The 15,561-nt window shown below is 60.7% G+C and carries 18 protein-coding genes and 1 pseudogene; 9 read left to right on the top strand and 10 right to left on the bottom strand.

Annotated features, from left to right (window positions below; genetic code table 11):
- Window positions 1–112 precede the first annotated feature (112 nt).
- Window positions 113–442 (bottom strand): hypothetical protein, encoded by a 330-nt coding sequence (locus ACPYOJ_RS26580; RefSeq protein ID WP_481418915.1) that lies wholly within the window; start codon window positions 440–442, stop codon window positions 113–115.
- Between the two features lie 207 nt (window positions 443–649).
- On the opposite strand from ACPYOJ_RS26580, the gene ACPYOJ_RS26575 reads away from it, so the two are divergent.
- Window positions 650–1,252: a superoxide dismutase gene (locus tag ACPYOJ_RS26575; RefSeq protein ID WP_168828807.1), complete on the top strand. Its 603-nt coding sequence runs from the start codon at window positions 650–652 to the stop codon at window positions 1,250–1,252.
- Between the two features lie 119 nt (window positions 1,253–1,371).
- Here the strand turns inward: ACPYOJ_RS26575 and ACPYOJ_RS26570 are convergent, their stop codons facing one another.
- The gene (locus tag ACPYOJ_RS26570; protein ID WP_481418930.1) at window positions 1,372–2,256 is read right to left on the bottom strand and encodes an amino acid ABC transporter substrate-binding protein; all 885 of its coding nucleotides are present in this window, start codon (window positions 2,254–2,256) and stop codon (window positions 1,372–1,374) included.
- A gap of 670 nt (window positions 2,257–2,926) precedes the next feature.
- On the opposite strand from ACPYOJ_RS26570, the gene ACPYOJ_RS26565 reads away from it, so the two are divergent.
- A complete protein-coding gene (locus tag ACPYOJ_RS26565; protein ID WP_481418914.1) occupies window positions 2,927–3,409 on the top strand; it encodes an N-acetyltransferase family protein in 483 nt (160 codons plus the stop codon).
- Between the two features lie 113 nt (window positions 3,410–3,522).
- Here the strand turns inward: ACPYOJ_RS26565 and ACPYOJ_RS26560 are convergent, their stop codons facing one another.
- The 6 genes and pseudogenes from ACPYOJ_RS26560 to ACPYOJ_RS26535 form a co-directional block, all read right to left on the bottom strand.
- On the bottom strand, window positions 3,523–3,669 hold the full coding sequence (locus ACPYOJ_RS26560) for a hypothetical protein (RefSeq protein ID WP_481418929.1): 147 nt from the start codon (window positions 3,667–3,669) through the stop codon (window positions 3,523–3,525).
- A gap of 51 nt (window positions 3,670–3,720) precedes the next feature.
- Window positions 3,721–4,062 carry a hypothetical protein gene (locus ACPYOJ_RS26555; protein WP_481418913.1) on the bottom strand — a complete coding sequence of 114 codons (342 nt, stop codon included), beginning with the start codon at window positions 4,060–4,062 and terminating at the stop codon, window positions 3,721–3,723.
- Between the two features lie 210 nt (window positions 4,063–4,272).
- Window positions 4,273–5,289 (bottom strand): alcohol dehydrogenase, encoded by a 1,017-nt coding sequence (locus tag ACPYOJ_RS26550; protein WP_481418912.1) that lies wholly within the window; start codon window positions 5,287–5,289, stop codon window positions 4,273–4,275.
- 623 nt (window positions 5,290–5,912) lie between these two features.
- Window positions 5,913–6,332 carry a (R)-mandelonitrile lyase gene (locus tag ACPYOJ_RS26545; RefSeq protein WP_481418911.1) on the bottom strand — a complete coding sequence of 140 codons (420 nt, stop codon included), beginning with the start codon at window positions 6,330–6,332 and terminating at the stop codon, window positions 5,913–5,915.
- Between the two features lie 12 nt (window positions 6,333–6,344).
- A complete protein-coding gene (locus ACPYOJ_RS26540; RefSeq protein ID WP_481418910.1) occupies window positions 6,345–7,532 on the bottom strand; it encodes an MFS transporter in 1,188 nt (395 codons plus the stop codon).
- A 47-nt stretch (window positions 7,533–7,579) separates the two neighbouring features.
- Window positions 7,580–7,684: pseudogene (locus ACPYOJ_RS26535) on the bottom strand (IMP dehydrogenase); the annotation flags it as partial.
- Between the two features lie 149 nt (window positions 7,685–7,833).
- Here ACPYOJ_RS26535 and ACPYOJ_RS26530 point away from each other — a divergent pair.
- The 3 genes from ACPYOJ_RS26530 to ACPYOJ_RS26520 all read left to right on the top strand — a co-directional run bounded on the left by ACPYOJ_RS26530 (window position 7,834) and on the right by ACPYOJ_RS26520 (window position 10,311).
- On the top strand, window positions 7,834–8,730 hold the full coding sequence (locus tag ACPYOJ_RS26530; RefSeq protein ID WP_481418909.1) for a LysR family transcriptional regulator: 897 nt from the start codon (window positions 7,834–7,836) through the stop codon (window positions 8,728–8,730).
- Window positions 8,731–8,831: 101 nt separating this feature from the next.
- Window positions 8,832–9,383 carry an alpha/beta fold hydrolase gene (locus tag ACPYOJ_RS26525; RefSeq protein WP_481418908.1) on the top strand — a complete coding sequence of 184 codons (552 nt, stop codon included), beginning with the start codon at window positions 8,832–8,834 and terminating at the stop codon, window positions 9,381–9,383.
- Window positions 9,384–9,465: 82 nt separating this feature from the next.
- Window positions 9,466–10,311, top strand: a complete 846-nt coding sequence (locus ACPYOJ_RS26520) for a metallophosphoesterase (protein WP_481418907.1) — start codon at window positions 9,466–9,468, stop codon at window positions 10,309–10,311.
- Here the strand turns inward: ACPYOJ_RS26520 and ACPYOJ_RS26515 are convergent.
- Window positions 10,308–11,216 (bottom strand): AraC family transcriptional regulator, encoded by a 909-nt coding sequence (locus ACPYOJ_RS26515; protein WP_481418906.1) that lies wholly within the window; start codon window positions 11,214–11,216, stop codon window positions 10,308–10,310. The two genes, ACPYOJ_RS26520 and ACPYOJ_RS26515, sit on opposite strands and share 4 nt — an antisense overlap.
- 172 nt (window positions 11,217–11,388) lie before the next feature.
- On the opposite strand from ACPYOJ_RS26515, the gene ACPYOJ_RS26510 reads away from it, so the two are divergent.
- Entirely contained in the window at window positions 11,389–12,168 is a 780-nt protein-coding gene (locus tag ACPYOJ_RS26510; RefSeq protein WP_481418905.1) for an SDR family NAD(P)-dependent oxidoreductase, read from the top strand.
- Between the two features lie 4 nt (window positions 12,169–12,172).
- Here ACPYOJ_RS26510 and ACPYOJ_RS26505 read toward each other — a convergent pair whose 3' ends face one another.
- A complete protein-coding gene (locus ACPYOJ_RS26505; RefSeq protein ID WP_481418904.1) occupies window positions 12,173–12,868 on the bottom strand; it encodes a helix-turn-helix transcriptional regulator in 696 nt (231 codons plus the stop codon).
- A 130-nt stretch (window positions 12,869–12,998) separates the two neighbouring features.
- Between ACPYOJ_RS26505 and ACPYOJ_RS26500 the strand changes: the two genes are divergently transcribed.
- From ACPYOJ_RS26500 to ACPYOJ_RS26490, 3 genes are all read left to right on the top strand, one after another.
- On the top strand, window positions 12,999–13,637 hold the full coding sequence (locus ACPYOJ_RS26500) for a LysE family translocator (RefSeq protein ID WP_481418903.1): 639 nt from the start codon (window positions 12,999–13,001) through the stop codon (window positions 13,635–13,637).
- 166 nt (window positions 13,638–13,803) lie between these two features.
- The gene (locus ACPYOJ_RS26495; RefSeq protein WP_481418902.1) at window positions 13,804–14,247 is read left to right on the top strand and encodes a c-type cytochrome; all 444 of its coding nucleotides are present in this window, start codon (window positions 13,804–13,806) and stop codon (window positions 14,245–14,247) included.
- Window positions 14,248–14,351: 104 nt separating this feature from the next.
- Window positions 14,352–15,266 (top strand): cytochrome c, encoded by a 915-nt coding sequence (locus ACPYOJ_RS26490; RefSeq protein WP_481418901.1) that lies wholly within the window; start codon window positions 14,352–14,354, stop codon window positions 15,264–15,266.
- Window positions 15,267–15,561 lie beyond the last annotated feature (295 nt).

Genomic DNA, 15,561 nt, shown 5'->3' with positions numbered 1-15,561 from the left:
CTTTGCCCGGATAACTTGTGGCGCATCTAACGCCACGAGATTAAGGCATGTCAAAACATCCTTCGATGAAATCAACAGCTTTTTTGATGCGCAGGCGGGGCGGCGGCGCGCCTTATTCTTCCGGCAGCAGGTCGAGCGCCTGCGTGTCCAGCTCGCTGCCGATTTCCGCAGCCTTCGATCGCTTGTCGTAGACGCAGATATGCGTGACGAAGCCGTTGGCGCCTTTCGGCCTGCCGGTCACCAGCGCCAGTCCGTAATGCTCGCTGGCGAAGGGATCGACCACGGCCCTCGCATCGACCACCGACGGGGCGGCGGCCTCCTTGCACTTGGCCTCCACATCCGCGGCAAATTCCTTCCACGCCTCGTCCGAGGACGCCGCCGCATTGCCTGCGGTCATCGCGACAAGCACGACGGAGAAGAGGCGGATATTATTCCTTTGCATCATTGGTTCCTTGCGGTCTGGTGCCTGCGCAAAGCTTGGTTCGATGCCGCCATGATCAGCGATTTCGGCCGCCGAAGCGAGACCTGAACGCGAGGCAAATTTTCCTCGCAGGTTGTCGTTTTTTTGATGTTTCCACCGTTGCCTCGGTCCGTTTCCACTCCTATGTTCCGCCTCACCTGCCGAACCACCACATAAGAGGAGACTACAATGGCTTTCGAATTGCCCGCACTCCCGTACGACTACGAAGCTTTGGCACCCTTCATGTCGAAGGAGACGCTGGAGTATCACCACGACAAGCACCACAAGGCTTACGTCGACAACGGCAACAAGCTCGCGGCTGAAGCAGGCATGGCCGATCTCTCGGTCGAAGAGGTCGTGAAGAAGTCCTTCGGCACCAATGCCGGCCTCTTCAACAATGCCGCCCAGCACTACAACCACATCCATTTCTGGAAGTGGATGAAGAAGGGCGGCGGCGGCAACAAGCTGCCCGGCAAGCTGGAAGCAGCCTTCAACTCCGATCTCGGCGGCTATGACAAGTTCAAGGCCGACTTCGCCAATGCCGGCGCGACACAGTTCGGCTCCGGCTGGGCCTGGGTTTCCGTCAAGAACGGCAAGCTCGAGATCTCCAAGACCCCGAACGGCGAAAACCCGCTCGTTCACGGCGCGACCCCGATCCTCGGCGTCGATGTCTGGGAGCACTCCTATTACATCGACTACCGCAACGCCCGCCCGAAGTATCTCGAAGCCTTCATCGACAGCCTGATCAACTGGGACTATGTCCTGGAGCGCTACGAAGCGGCAACGAAGTAAGCGATCCCTCGCGATCCGTTTTCAGCACCCGGCGCCTTGCAACGCCGGGTGTTTTCGTTTGGGCTTCCTGCGAAGTTGAGGACTGGTTCCGGCTCGAAGCGGTCGTATGTCGCGAGATATCAATAGGGCACATGCTCCATCATGATTTGCGTGTGCAGCATCGGCGCTTCCGTTCCGAAATAGGTTTCCAGCAGCGGCAGAAAATCGTCCGACAGATAGAAATCCGTCAACGCACGATCGGCCAGCAGGCGGAAGTCGGCGTCGTCGCGGCGTAGCGCTATCGCATAGGGTTCATGCGTAAGCAGGCGATCGCCGATCTCGAGCGAGGACGGATCGCGCGCCCGCGTAGCCAGGCTGATGAGCAGCACCTGATCGGCGATATAGGCATCGATCTTGTGATCCTCCAGCGCGGCAAGCCCGTCCTCGTGCGTCTCGAAATCGGCAAGCTTCGTCTCCGACACCTGGGTTGCCAGTGCGTCGCGCAGCGTCGCTGCCGTTGTCGTGCTTGCACGCACGCCGATTACGCGCGTGGATGCGACACGCCGGTTAACGGGGCGGACAGCGGGCTTGTCGAGAAAAAGAGTCTGCAGGTTGTTGGGCGAATCCTTGCGGAGCAGCGCGGTCGCCCCCGTCAGGAAGATTGGCTGTGAGAAGTCAACGATATCCCGCCTCTTCAAATTGACGGTGATCGCACCGCAGAGCAGATCGACCTGTCCATTCTTCACCGCATCGAAGCCGTTGGCGAGCGTCATCTCGACGTATTCGCGCTTCAGTTGCGGAACCTGACGCTCTACTTCATCGGCGATCTTGCCGCAGAGATCGATGGCATATCCCGTCGGATTGGCGCCCGGCTTGCTGGAGGAGAAGGGCGCCTCGTCGGCGATATAGCCGATGCGCACGCTGCCGCGCTGGGTGAGCGTGTCCAGCGTCGCAGCGCCCGCCGCGAAAGCAGAAAGGCAAAGGGCAAGATTCACCAGCAGAAACCGTCTCAAGCACTTTGCCATAGGCATGATCCTCATCTCCGAAAAACGATGGCGATCTCAAAGGCGTACACGCAGACTATGGGCCGCCGGTCATTTGTCAACTGAGGACCCCTCGGCGACCCCGGAACTGACTGCCGCATCTTGAACCAGGGTTCGGGCTCGGATCACGTTTGGAGAACCGCTGGCTTGAACGTCGGCTTGTGCGTCGGTCAGTCGACCAAGAGCATCATTGTGGTTAGGTCAATCGCCCATGACCGCTACTGGCGCAATGCGGCGCAGTGCGACGACGGCTTTCGGCCCAAAGCGGTCATCACCGACGGAGGCAAGAGCCGTTGTTGTATACGGAGAGGCGCATCCGAAAATTGCTAAATACAACGCTCAGGCCTTCGGCGCATGGGCACTAGCCGACGCATATCCTTGTCCGGCCGGCGAATGGGTGGACAAGCTCGGCGTCTGTGAGGCCAATAATGAAAGTTCCCCAAACAAGGTCGCCAGCCAGAGGCGCGAAAGCGTCAGGCGGGATAGACCTCGCGAAAAGGGCTGACGATTGGGTCGAGGGTCGCTACCGCGATCGCTATAAACCAGCCCGCTGGCGGGAACAGAACGGCGGCGGCGTCGAGACCGACAAGCCGGAGTTAGCTGATACCGCCGAGCGCGTTGCGTGTGCTCTATTTCCACGGTAGTTTAAGGGATGCTAATCCGGCCCGCGAGCAACGATGATCGAAGCGCCATCTGGCGGATCATTGGTCCGACAATTCGCGCCGGCGAGACTTATGCGCTCGACCCCAATCTTAGCAAAAGCGATGCATTGGCTTACTGGATGGGTTCGGACCGTGAAACGTTCGTCGCGGAAGAGAATGGCCTGATCCTCGGAACATACTACATACGCGCGAACCAGGCGGGCGGCGGACGACATGTTTGCAACTGCGGTTATATGACAGACGCAGCGGCAAGTGGCCGAGGTGTGGCCAGGCAAATGCACGAGCACTCACTTGCGCATGCTCGCGCGAAGGGCTTTCGGGCAATGCAGTTCAACTTCGTCATCAGTAGCAACGAACGCGCGGTGCGGCTATGGCAGTCTCTTGGGTTTGAGATTGTCGGGCGGCTTCCCGAAGTCTTCCTTCATCCTTCGCGCGGTTACGTCGACGCCTTCGTTATGTTTCGCATGCTCTAAGGGGAGCGACCCGAAGGCTACGCGCCCGCTGAGTAAGCAGCCAATCCCACCACAGCCCGCCCTTAACCCGGAGCGGGCTTGCTATCGGTCGAGCGTCTTTGCAACCGACAGAATCATGTCTTTGAGATGTAGAGGAAGCGCTTGGCTCGCTCCGAGGACTCTCGAGCAATCGTAATCGCCGCCATCTCCGCGGCCCTTAAATGACCGGGCCGAGCGGGGCTGCGACCGCTTTCGATATCTTGGTAGCTGCGAAATGGCATGCCCATGTAGTTGGCGAAATCTCGCTGCGTTAGATTAAAATCGGCGCGAAGCTATCGCCGCCGACTAATTCTCTGCATGTCGACAACGCGGCCATCGCGTTGACGAATTGCGATCTCGAAGCGTGCATTGCTGCGCCAGGCGCGATAGACGAAGAACCTGCTCCGGCAATCGATGCGACGAATATCCCGGAAGCCGCGATTACGGAGCAGGCGCTCTCCCTGACTGCAGGTTATCCCGCGACCTCTATTGAGATCGGTGCCGATCCCGATGTTGATGTTGATATTGGTTTGAGCGTTTGCCTCACGTGGAACTGTCACCGGCGATACCGCCATCATCATGGCAACCACCGATGAGACGAGCGAAGACCTGAGTAACATTTTAACCAGCTTCATAGTCATCCCCGAGGTTGACCCATGTCAGTTCCAAAGAACGCCCAGCATGAGAGCACGGCCCAGCGACTCTCGCAAGGAAAGATGCGACCGCCTACTGCCACCGGCTAATGACACAGCAATTTTTAATCGCGGCTTCCTCGTTGCGCTGCATGTTCGTCTGGCGACTGTTCGGTGCGCGTCGCCAGACATTTCTGTTTCGGTACAGACGGACTATTTGCCGGTCGTTATGACCATCCGGAACCGCGCCGCGCCACTCATCATCCGCTCATAGGCCTCTGCAGCCCGCTCGAGCGGCATTGTTTCGATCATTGGCCGAATGTTGGCGAGGGCGCTGAAAGCCAGGGTGTCCTCCGAGTCAATCGAGGTCCCAGACGGCCATCCCTGAATGCCGCGGCGGCCGCCAATTAACAGAAACGGGGAGACCTCGATCGGATCGGGTGAAGCGCCAACCACGATCATCTTGCCATCAACGGCCAGCCCGCCAAGCACCGCGCTCATCGCCTGCGAATTGGTAACGGTGGACAGGATCACGCGGGCTCCACCCAGCTTGCTTAGCTCGGCGGCCACATCCTGTGCCGTGCTGTCAAGGTAGTGATGGGCACCAAGCTTGCGCGCCAACGGCTCCTTGTCGGCGCCGCGTGCGATGGCGACCGTGCGACAGCCCATCTTCGCGGCGAATTGCACCCCAAGGTGACCGAGACCGCCAATACCAAGCACTGCAACGGTATCGCCCGCGCGAACGCCGCTGTTGCGCAATGCGTTGTAGGTCGTGATCCCAGCGCATAGAAGGGGCGCGGCCTCGGCTGCCTCGAGCTCATCCGGGATTGCAGCCAGCGCTTCGAAAGGCGCAACCATGTAGTCAGAATAGCCGTCATAGCTGATCCCCGGAATTTGCGCGTTCTCACAGGTTATGAAATCGCCACGTCGGCAGGAGCGACAATGCCCACAATGGCCGCCATGCCAGCCGACCCCGACGCGTTGGCCAGGCTGCCAATTGGGCACCCGTTCGCCGACTTTCTCGATAACTCCGACCACTTCGTGGCCTGGCACGCGCGGGTAGGCAATGCCGGGAAATGCCCCCATCACCGTAAACGCGTCGCTATGACATATTCCGCACGCCTGGACCTTGATTAAAACCTGGCCGGCAGCGGGGTTCGGAACCTCGCGTTCGACAAGTTCTAACGGTCCGTTGGCGTTTTTGACTTCAACAGCGCGCATGCTTGGCATGGAACCCTCCTCAGATTTCGTTACCTCATGTTCAGCAGGCATTGACATCGCCCTCACCACACAGGCTTTGGCATGCGTGGCGGCAACTAGTGCGCTGGAGGCTCTTCTTCAATCCGCTGACTGCCGCCGAGCACATGGGCTGGGCAGGCGGGCAAAGGGGGAAGTTGACCCGCACCGCCTCGTCTGTATGCGACCGGCAGCCACACCGTGCCAATGTCGAGCCGGCGTCCTCGCTCCGTGTGGCCTTACAGAGAGCTGATGTGCATTGCCAGCGCTGTGCTGCCACGATGTTGGGGTCCGAACCGGTCACCGGAGATCGGCCTGATCATTGAGTGCCAACGGCTGGATGCGATGTCAGCTCCTGGCGCGAAGGCGACATCCGGCCCAAAACGGTCATTGCGAACCCCGCTCTTTCTTACCTCACAAGATGTCTATCTTCGTCCCGACATCCTCAGAGAGGCGATATGGCTGAGGCAGACGAGAACAAGGATGCGGCTCGTGCGACGCTGGAGCAACATCGACGTGTTGCAGACTTGTCGGCCGAACTTGAGAGGGAGCGTGCAGAAACTGCCACGCTGCGATTCAACGAGAACGGCTTGCAGTGTTGGAACGATATAACAGCGTCACGTTCGCGCTATGGGTTGTTGCCAAGCCTCATATTGCTCGTTGGTGACCTGTTCCATCCAGTCGACGACCTTGCCATCAAGGTTCTCTTGAATGGCGATGTGGCTCATGGCGTTGTTCGGAGCAGCACCGTGCCAGTGCCGCTCGCCGGGTTCGAACCCCACGACATCTCCTGGGCGGATTTCCTCGACAGAACCGCCTTCGCGCTGGACCCGGCCGAGGCCGGCGGTGACGATCAGGGTCTGGCCAAGCGGATGCGTATGCCAGGCCGTGCGTGCCCCTGGTTCGAAGGTGACGAGGGCCGCGGCGGCGCGACGGGAACTGTTCGGTTGGAACAAGTGATCGACGCGAACCGTGCCGCTGAACCAGTCGGCGGGACCTTTACTTGATGCCTGCGAGCCGTTTCGGATGATATCCATGAGTAATACTCCTTATGCGTTTTTGTGCGGCGAGCGCGTAAATATGACCGCGATGATCGCCGATGCCAGAAAAACAGCCGCGCTGAACACGAACGGACTCCACCATCCGGCGCTGTCGAATAGTAGCCCACCCGCGAATGCCCCTGAGGTGATCGCGAACTGAATAAGCGCGACGAACCAGGCTCCGCCTTCTTCAAGGTGGTCGGGGATAACGCGGGTCATCCAGGTCGTCCAAGCCGCCGGAACCGGCGTCGTCAGCAAACCCCAAAGAACCAGCAGACCAGCCGTTGCGAACGCAAAGGGACCCACACCGACGAGCGCCAAGGCGATGATCACCAGAACCACCGGAAACCCGATCAGAACGTGCGCCATGTGAGCGCGCAGGATGGAGGGTATCAACGAGGTTCCGGCGAGACCGGCAAGTCCAATCCCGAGAAGGACGAGCGAGAGCACGTTGACGCCGAGACGGGTGATGTCCTCAAGGAACGGCCTCAGGTAGGTCGACAGTGCGAACTGTCCCATGAAGAACAGGATCATCGCTGTCATGCCAAGCGCGAACTCGCGGTTGCCCATGAGGCTGAACGTCCGGCCAAGCGAACCGCCCTGGCCACCCGGCATCCGGGGCAAGACGATGGCCTGCCAGGCGAAGGCGACAACGGCGATCGGCACTACGACGAAGAAGGCGCCGCGCCAGCCGATCAGGCCCCCTAGGAAGCTTCCGAGCGGAGCTGCGATGACCGCCGCCAGGGCGCTGCCGCCTTGGAGCATGGCGAGAGCCTTCGGCACGTCGGAACCGGAAGCGATGCGGGCGATGATCGCGGTCGACAACGACCAGTAGCCGCCGATCGACACCCCGATAAGGGCGCGGCCGAACATGAACACCAGGTAGTTCGGGGCAAACGTGACCGCCAGACCCGAAGCCACGAGCACGATGGTGTAGGAAAGGATCACCAAGCGTCGGTCGAACCGCGCGAGCAGCACGTTGCTGAACAAGGCAGCGATGACCGCGAAGAAGCCTGAGATCGAAATCGCCTGACCCGCCTGGCCTGCGGTGATCCCCAGTTCGTCAGCGATCGGCGTCAGCAGGCTGACCGGCATGAATTCCGACGCGACGAGCACGAAGGAGGTCAGCATCATGCAGATGACGGCACTCCAAGGCGTGGTCTTCGTTTCCGTCCTCATGTCGTAGGTCATGTCCATCGGTCGTTCACCTCGAAAGGGGCTGTTCATGCAGTGGGGACGGTTGCGGACGCAGCGAGCTTGATGATCGCGTCGGCGGGTTTCTGAATTTTGGGTTCTGCGACTTCCTCGCAGCGGATGTCGCCGGGGGCGCGAAGCACAGTGCTGAGCATGGTCGTCTCCTGTTCGGGCCGAATGCCCGCGTCATTCTTTCGGGAGATAGATAGCACCACTGGATAGCTCGGATTAGCCGTCGCAATTTGCATGGATTTATCGAATTCGGCTATTAATGATCTGCAGCCGACCCATCCGGAGAGTCATCATGGCCCGCGAGAACTTCAATGAGCTGCTCCTGTTTCTCGCAGTCGCGGAGGAGCGCAGTTTCACGAGGGCCGCGGCCAAGCTGGGCGTTGCGCAGTCGACGCTCAGCTACGCGGTCAAGGAACTCGAAGCACGGATGGGGCTCAGGCTCCTGACGCGCACGACACGGAGCGTGGCGACCACGGAAGCTGGGGAGCGCCTTCGGCAATCACTCGCGCCGCGCATCTCGGAGATCGAGGCCGACATCGAGGCCTTGATGGCGTACAGGGACAAGCCCGTAGGCACCGTAAGGATTACCCTGTCAAACCACGCTATGGAGAGCGTGGTGTGGCCGAAGCTCTCCCCCATCCTCGGGGAATATCCAGATATCAAGCTGGAACTTAACGTCGACAGCAGTTTCCGCAACATCGTCGAAGACGGCGTCGACGCGGGCGTGCGCCTCGGCGAGAGCCTTGAGAAGGACATGGTCGCGGTGCGGATCGGGCCGGACTGGCGGTTGGTCGCTGTAGCGTCCCCCGACTATTTCAAGACCCGCTCTGTGCCGACGACGCCGCAAGAGCTTATGCATCACAACTGCATCAACAGGCGTCTCGACCGGGTGGGCGGGCTCTACGGCTGGGAGTTCGAAAAGAACAACGAGGAGGTCCGAGTGAGGGTGGAGGGTCAGCTCATCTTCAACACTGATCGTGAGATGGTGGACGCAGCCCTTCAAGGATATGGCGTCGCCTTCGTGCCGGAAAGCTATGTCGAAAGGCATGTCGCGGAACGGCGTCTCCAGCTCATCCTCGATGACTGGACACCCAAGTTCGCGGGCTATTATCTTTACTATCCAAGCCGTCGGCAGAATCTTCCCGCGTTTTCGGTGATCGCGGAGGCTCTTCGAGAGAAAAGTCGTTGATGATCCCAAGCCTTATGGCCGCTGTTGGCGCAAAGCAGCCAAACATAACCCACCGTAGCCCGGCCTTGCACCCAGCAGCATTTGCCGAATAAAATGCCGCCATGGCTAAGCAGGTCCTCTTCATTCAAGGAGCCGGCGAAGGCGTCCACGATCGCTGGGACGATAAGCTCGTGGCGAGCCTTGAGCGCGAACTCGGCGAAAGCTATGCCGTCCGCTACCCCCGAATGCCCGGCGAGGACGATCCTAGTTACTCGGCCTGGAAGGTTGCGCTCATCGGAGAATTCGAATCCCTGGAGGATGGGGCAATTCTCGTCGGCCACTCGATCGGCGGTACCATCTTGATCCATGTGCTTGCCGAGCAGCCACCGAAACAAAGGTTCGACGGGCTGTTTGTCATCGCGGCACCCTTCGTCGGTGAAGGCGGATGGCCGAGCGATGATATCGCCGATTGCAAGGACTTCTCAGAATGCCTTCCCCCCGGCGTTCCCGTCTATCTCTATCATGGTGCCGACGATGCCGTGGTGCCGGCTGCCCATGTTCATCTCTATGCGAAAGCGATTCCGAACGCCGTGGTCCGCACGTTCGAGCGCAGGGATCACCAACTCAACAATGATATGAGCGAGGTCGCTCGAGATATCCGTTCACTCGGTTGATCCGAATGCGCCGGTTCGCAAGCAACCAAACACACCCCGTCATCGTCACATCCCTGTCACCCGCCAATCCTAAACGAGCCCCATGTCCTCTACCGAAAATCCCCTTTTTCGTTTCGGCGTCATCGCTGACCCGCAATATGCCGCCCTCGCGCCCGATCTCGCGATGGACCGCTACTATGCCAACAGTCTCGCGAAGGTCTCCGAAGCCATCGCCGAATTCAACAAGGCCGACCTCGCTTTCGTCGTGACGCTTGGCGATATCATCGACGGGAATTGGGAAAGCTTCGATGCCATCCTGCCGCTTTACGACAAGCTCAGGCACGAGCGCTATTTCCTGCTCGGCAACCACGATTTCGCCGTCGCGAAGGACCGTCTTGCCTCGGTCTTCGACAGGGTCGGCATGCGCGAGCCCTATTATGACTTCGCCGTCGGCGGCACCCGTTTCGTCATGCTCGACGGCAACGAGGTCAGCGTCTTTGCGCCGCCCGAGAACGACCCGCGCCGCGCGCTGGCCGATGAGCGGCTGAAGGCACTGAGGGCACGAGGCGCGGTCAATGCCAATCCCTGGAACGCCTCCCTGGGCGACGTGCAGTTCCTCTGGCTGCGGGCTGTCCTGAAGAGGGCCCAGGCCGCCGGCGAGCGCGTCATCGTCATGTGCCACTATCCGGTCTATCCGGAAAATGACCACAATATGTGGGATGCCGAGCGCATCGTGAGCCTCCTTGCCGAACACGACAATGCGGTGGCCTATTTCTGCGGGCACAATCACGTGGGCAATTATGGCCAAAGCGGCGGCTGCCACTTCGTCAATTTCAAGGGCATGGTCGACACCGAAACGGAAAACACCTTCGCCATCGTCGAAGCCTTCGCCGACCGTCTGGAAATCCGCGGCTTCGGCCGCGAGGAAAGCCGCACGCTCGCGTTTTAGGCGACCGCCTGCAGCGGCTGGACCTTCATTTCCGTCACGTCGCGCTTCGGCGGCGTGCCGAACATGCGGGCATATTCGCGGCTGAACTGCGAGGCGCTTTCATATCCCACCTGATAGGCGGCACTTGCGACGCTCACGCCGCCCGAAACCATCAGGCGGCGCGCTTCGAGCAGCCGGAGATTCTTCTGGTATTGCAGCGGCGTCATCGCCGTGAGCTGCTTGAAATGCTGGTGGAAGGAGGAGGGGCTCATCCGCGCCACGGCGGCAAGCTGCTCGATGCGCATGGGCTCGGCAAAGTTCTCCCTGAGCAGGTTGATCGCGTCGGTCATCCGGCGCGCATGGCTGCCCGGCAGCGCAAGCTTGCTGACTTCCGCGCCGTTCGGGCCAGTCAATAGCCAGTAGCAGATCTCGCGCATGATAGCCGGATAGAGGACGGGGATCGCCTTCGGCGTCTGCGTCAGGCGCACAAGCCGCAACACGCAGTCGGCCAGCACGCCGTCGAAATCCTGTACGAAGACGCCGGCAGCACCGTCGCCCGCAGGCCGCGGAGGCTCTTCCATCGCCTCCATCACTTCGCGCAGGATCACGGCATCGAAGTCGATGTTGAGGCCGATATAAGGTTCCTCCTCGCTCGCCTTGGTGATCTGCCCGAGGGCCGGCACCTCGAAGGTGACAACGAGCGACTGCATCTCGTGATAGTCGAAAGAGCGGTCGCCCACCATGATCTGCTTGGCGCCCTGGACGACGATGCAGATGGTCGGCCGGTAGATCATGTGGTGGGGCATCACGGGCTGGCTGACCCGCGACACGGAGAGCGCCTCGACCGGCGTCTGGAAGCGGCCGTCCGCCTTTCCGGCGGTGCTGTCGATATAGCTTTGGATTGCCTCTTTCAGCGCTCTCAGCATTCCCGAGTTCTCCTTGCCGCCTACGGTCCGGCCGCTGAAACCATATGAGGCATGGGCGCGTTACCCGCAAGGCGGTTGGAGGAATAGGCAAGAAATTCGAGAGTTCCGGCATTCAATAGGGCCGCCTCCCGGGCTTACTCTGCAGCCATCAACTCCGACAGAGGAAGAAAAGATGCCGAACGAAAACCAAGCAAAAACAGTATCCAGGGTCGCCATCGTCACCGGCGGCAGCCGGGGCCTCGGCCGCAACACCGCCGTCAATCTCGCAAAGCGCGGTGTCGATGTCATCTTCACCTATCGCGCAAATCGGGCAGAAGCCGACGCTGCGGTCGCCGAGATCGAGGCGCTTGGCGCGAAGGGCATCGCGCTGCAGCTCGACACCGGGCGGATAGCCGACTTTAACGGCTTCGTGAGCCAGGTGGGAGACGTCCTGCAAGCCCTTGGCCAGACTCATTTTCACTATCTGGTCAACAATGCGGGGGCGGGCCACCACGCTTCAATTGCGGAGATGACTGAGGAAGCGTTCGACGAACTGGTCAACGTGCATTTCAAGGGCGTCTATTTCCTGACGCAGAAGCTCCTGCCGCTGATGGCCGATGGCGGCCGGATCATCAACATATCGAGCGGGCTTGCGCGCTTCACCGTACCCGGCATTTCCGCCTACGCCTCGATGAAGGGGGCGATCGAAGTCTTCACGCGCTATCTCGCAAAGGAACTCGGCCCTCGTGGGATCACGGCGAATACGGTCGCACCCGGCGCCATCCAGACGGATTTCAGTGGCGGTCTGGTGCGCGACAATCCACAGTACAACAAGATGGTCGCCGACTCGACCGCGCTCGGCCGTGCCGGGATCGCCGATGACATCGGCCCGATGATCGCCTCGCTGCTGTCGGACGACAACCGCTGGGTCAACGGCCAGCGCATCGAGGTTTCGGGCGGCGCCAATCTTTGATGCGCTAACCGGCTGCCGGAGGGGTGGCCCAGCCGTTCATCCAATCCTCCCGCAGCCGGTCGCCTCCGCCGCGAAAAAAGGCGGCTGCCGTTTCGCAATGCTCGACCCGATCGCTGCGGAAATTGCGGATCGCCTGCCGCAGCTCGCACCAGCCGACGATATTGGCATAGTGCGAATAATAGATCAGCGCGATCGGGCGGATGGTGCGTTCGCTCGCGCGTCCGAGTTCGTCGCGGTAGTCGAGCGCCAGCTTCTGCTCGTCGCGGATCGCCCGGCGCACCATGCCGAGATCGAAACCGGCGGGCGCTTGCGCCACCGCACCCCAGGCAAAGAGTGCCTTGTTCTCCATCGCCTGGCGCAGCGGTCCGGGCACTGCGCCGGCGATCTTCTGGTTCACGCGTTTGGCCGCCTGCTTCAGCTCGGCATCGCCGGTTCGCTCGAGCAGCGCCAGCGACAGTACGATCGCCTCCATCTCCTCGATCGAAAACATCAGCGGCGGCAGGTCGAAGCCCGGCCGCATGATGTAGCCGATGCCGCGCCCGCCCTCGATCGGCACGCGCATCGCCTGAAGCGCTGCGATATCGCGATAGATGGAGCGCACGGTCACTTCCAGCGCATCGGCCATCGCCTGAGCCGTCATCGGCTTCTTCGCCAGCCGAAGAATCTGGATGATCTCGAATAGGCGCGCGGCCTTGCGCATTTTTGCCGGTCTCCATGAAGGCTCCTGACAATACACTGTCAGTTGGCCTTGCATATACCATCTGCCTATCGAATTGAAATACAAGGCGGTTCGCAAAGCCGGCCGCCGGATTTGAAGGCAGACAACTGACATGACCTACACCGAAAACCTCTGGCTCTTCTTCACGCTTCTCTTCGGCATCATCATCGTGCCGGGCATGGACATGCTTTTCGTGCTCGCCAATTCGCTGACCGGCGGCCGAAGCCGTGGCATGGCGGCAACCGCCGGCATCATGGCCGGCGGGGCGGTGCATTCGCTTTATGGCGCGATCGGCGTCGGCATCCTCGCGAGCCTCATTCCCTCGCTGTTCAATCCGCTGCTCTTTCTGGGCGCGGCCTACATGATCTGGATCGGCTTCACGCTGATCCGCAGTTCCATCACGGTGAATGCGGTGGGCGAGGGGAGCGTGCGCTCCGGTTGGCGCGCCTTCCGGCAGGGCGCGATCACCTGCCTCATCAATCCGAAAGCCTATCTGTTCATGCTCGCCATCTACCCGCAGTTCCTGAAGCCGGCCTACGGGCCGATCTGGCTGCAGGGGCTCATCATGGGCGCCATGACGCTCGCCACGCAGTTCGCCATCTACGGCGCGGTGGCGCTGACAGCATCGCGAAGCCGCCAGCTGCTGATTTCCAATCCGCAGGCAACGATCGTCGTCGGCCGCGTCGCCGGTGCATTGCTGATCATCGTCTCCGTGCTGACCGCCTGGCATGGCTGGAGGATGGTGCAATAGGATGGACCGCCTCCGTCAAAAGTGCGTGGAGGCGCGCCATTACCATTCTGAATTTGTTGTGATATCACCCACTTGTTACTTCGAGCCTTGAATATATTTGCCATCATGCGGCCGCGAATATGAGGCGCCGGCCTCCAAAGATCTCGGTATCAAAAGGAGTGAAGATATGAAATTCAAGGCAATTGCGGCGGGTGTCTTGCTTGTCGGCGTGGCGGTGACGGCGGTTTTCGCGCAGGACGGCACGCACGAAGCGCGCTCAGCGTTGATGAAGAAGAACGGTGCTGCCGCCGGCGCGCTGGCGGCGATCGCCAAAGGTGAAAAGCCCTACGACGCCGAGGTGATCAAGACGGCGCTGACAACGATCTCCGAAACCGCCAAGGTTTTCCCCGACCAGTTCAAGCCGGGCACGGAAACGGGCGACAAGGCCGCGAGCCCGAAGATCTGGCAGAACATGGATGACTTCAAGGCACGCGCCGCGAAGCTCGGAACCGACGCTGAGACGATCCTTGCCCAGCTTCCGGCCGACGCGGCCGGAGTCGGCGGTGCGCTGAAGACGCTCGGCGCCAATTGCGGCGGCTGTCACGAGATCTACCGCCTGAAGACAGAATAGCAAACAGACTATTCCCCTCCAATCCATCGGTCCGCGCCTGCCTTGCCGCCGGCGCGGACCGGTTTATCTTTAGCCGTTGCATCGGTAAAAAGAGGAAGCGGCGCGTGGTCCGTAGATTCATCCGGTTTGTGCTCTGTCTCATCGGTGTCGTCTTTATTGGCGGTGCTGTTTTTTACTTCATCACCGCGCCGAGCGCGCTGCCGGAAAGCCACTGGGCCAATCTCGGTGCGCCGGATCTGAAGAACGGCGAGCAGGTGTTCTGGGCAGGCGGCTGCGTCAGTTGCCATGCGGCACCTGGTTCCGAAGGCGATGCAAAGCTCACGCTCGCAGGCGGCCTTGCGCTGAAAACGCCCTTCGGCACATTTCATACGCCGAATATTTCGCCGGACGAAAAGGCCGGCATCGGCTCGTGGACGCTGGCGGAGTTCGGCAATGCCATGAAGCGTGGCGTGGGCCCCGGCGGTCAGCACCTCTATCCGGCTTTTCCCTACGCCTCCTATACGCGCATGACCGACAAGGACATCAACGACCTTTTCGGTTACATCAAGACGCTGCCGAAGAGCCCCAATGTCGCGCCGCCGCACGAGCTGCCGTTCCCTTACAACATCCGGCTGGCGCTCGGCGGCTGGAAGTTGCTCTATCTGAACGACGCGCAACACGTCGCGCTCGCCAATCCGGACGACAAGCTGAAGCGCGGCCAGTATCTCGTCGAAGGCCCCGGCCATTGCGGCGAATGCCATACGCCGCGTGACGCGCTCGGCGGTCTCGAGAACGATATGTGGCTCGCGGGCGCTCCGAATCCGGACGGCCCGGGCCGCATCCCGGACATCACGCCAGGGTCCAAAGACGTCAGCTCCTGGAGCGAGGCCGATATCGCCAACTACTTCGAGACCGGCTTTACCCCGGACTTCGATACCGTCGGCGGTTCGATGGCCGAGGTCCAGAGGAACCTCGCGCACCTGCCGAAGAGCGACCTCGAGGCAATCGCCGCCTACCTCAAGGCCGTGCCGAAGCGGTGACAAGATGTTATCTGCGGGGCGAAGCGCACGCATTTATTCGCGCCAAGGTTATATTTAGAAAACAAAGGCTTAATCTTCCACGCCGATCAAAGAAATGCCGCATTGCAGCACAAGCCTAACCGCTGCTCTTCAATAACCCCCTTTCAGCGATCTGATGTTCGTCGCTGACTGAAGCGCCCCCAGGCTTCCGAAGAAAAAGGATAGTTGAATGCACGGCATATCCCGCTCCAATGACCTTGAATCCGTCGCTCGCAAAGGCGGAAAGCTGCGCCGCATGGCGGTACGCATCCCGACC

The organism is Rhizobium sp. SVR5-9E, assembly GCF_056755095.1.
This window is presented reverse-complemented; position numbering and strand designations above follow the sequence as displayed.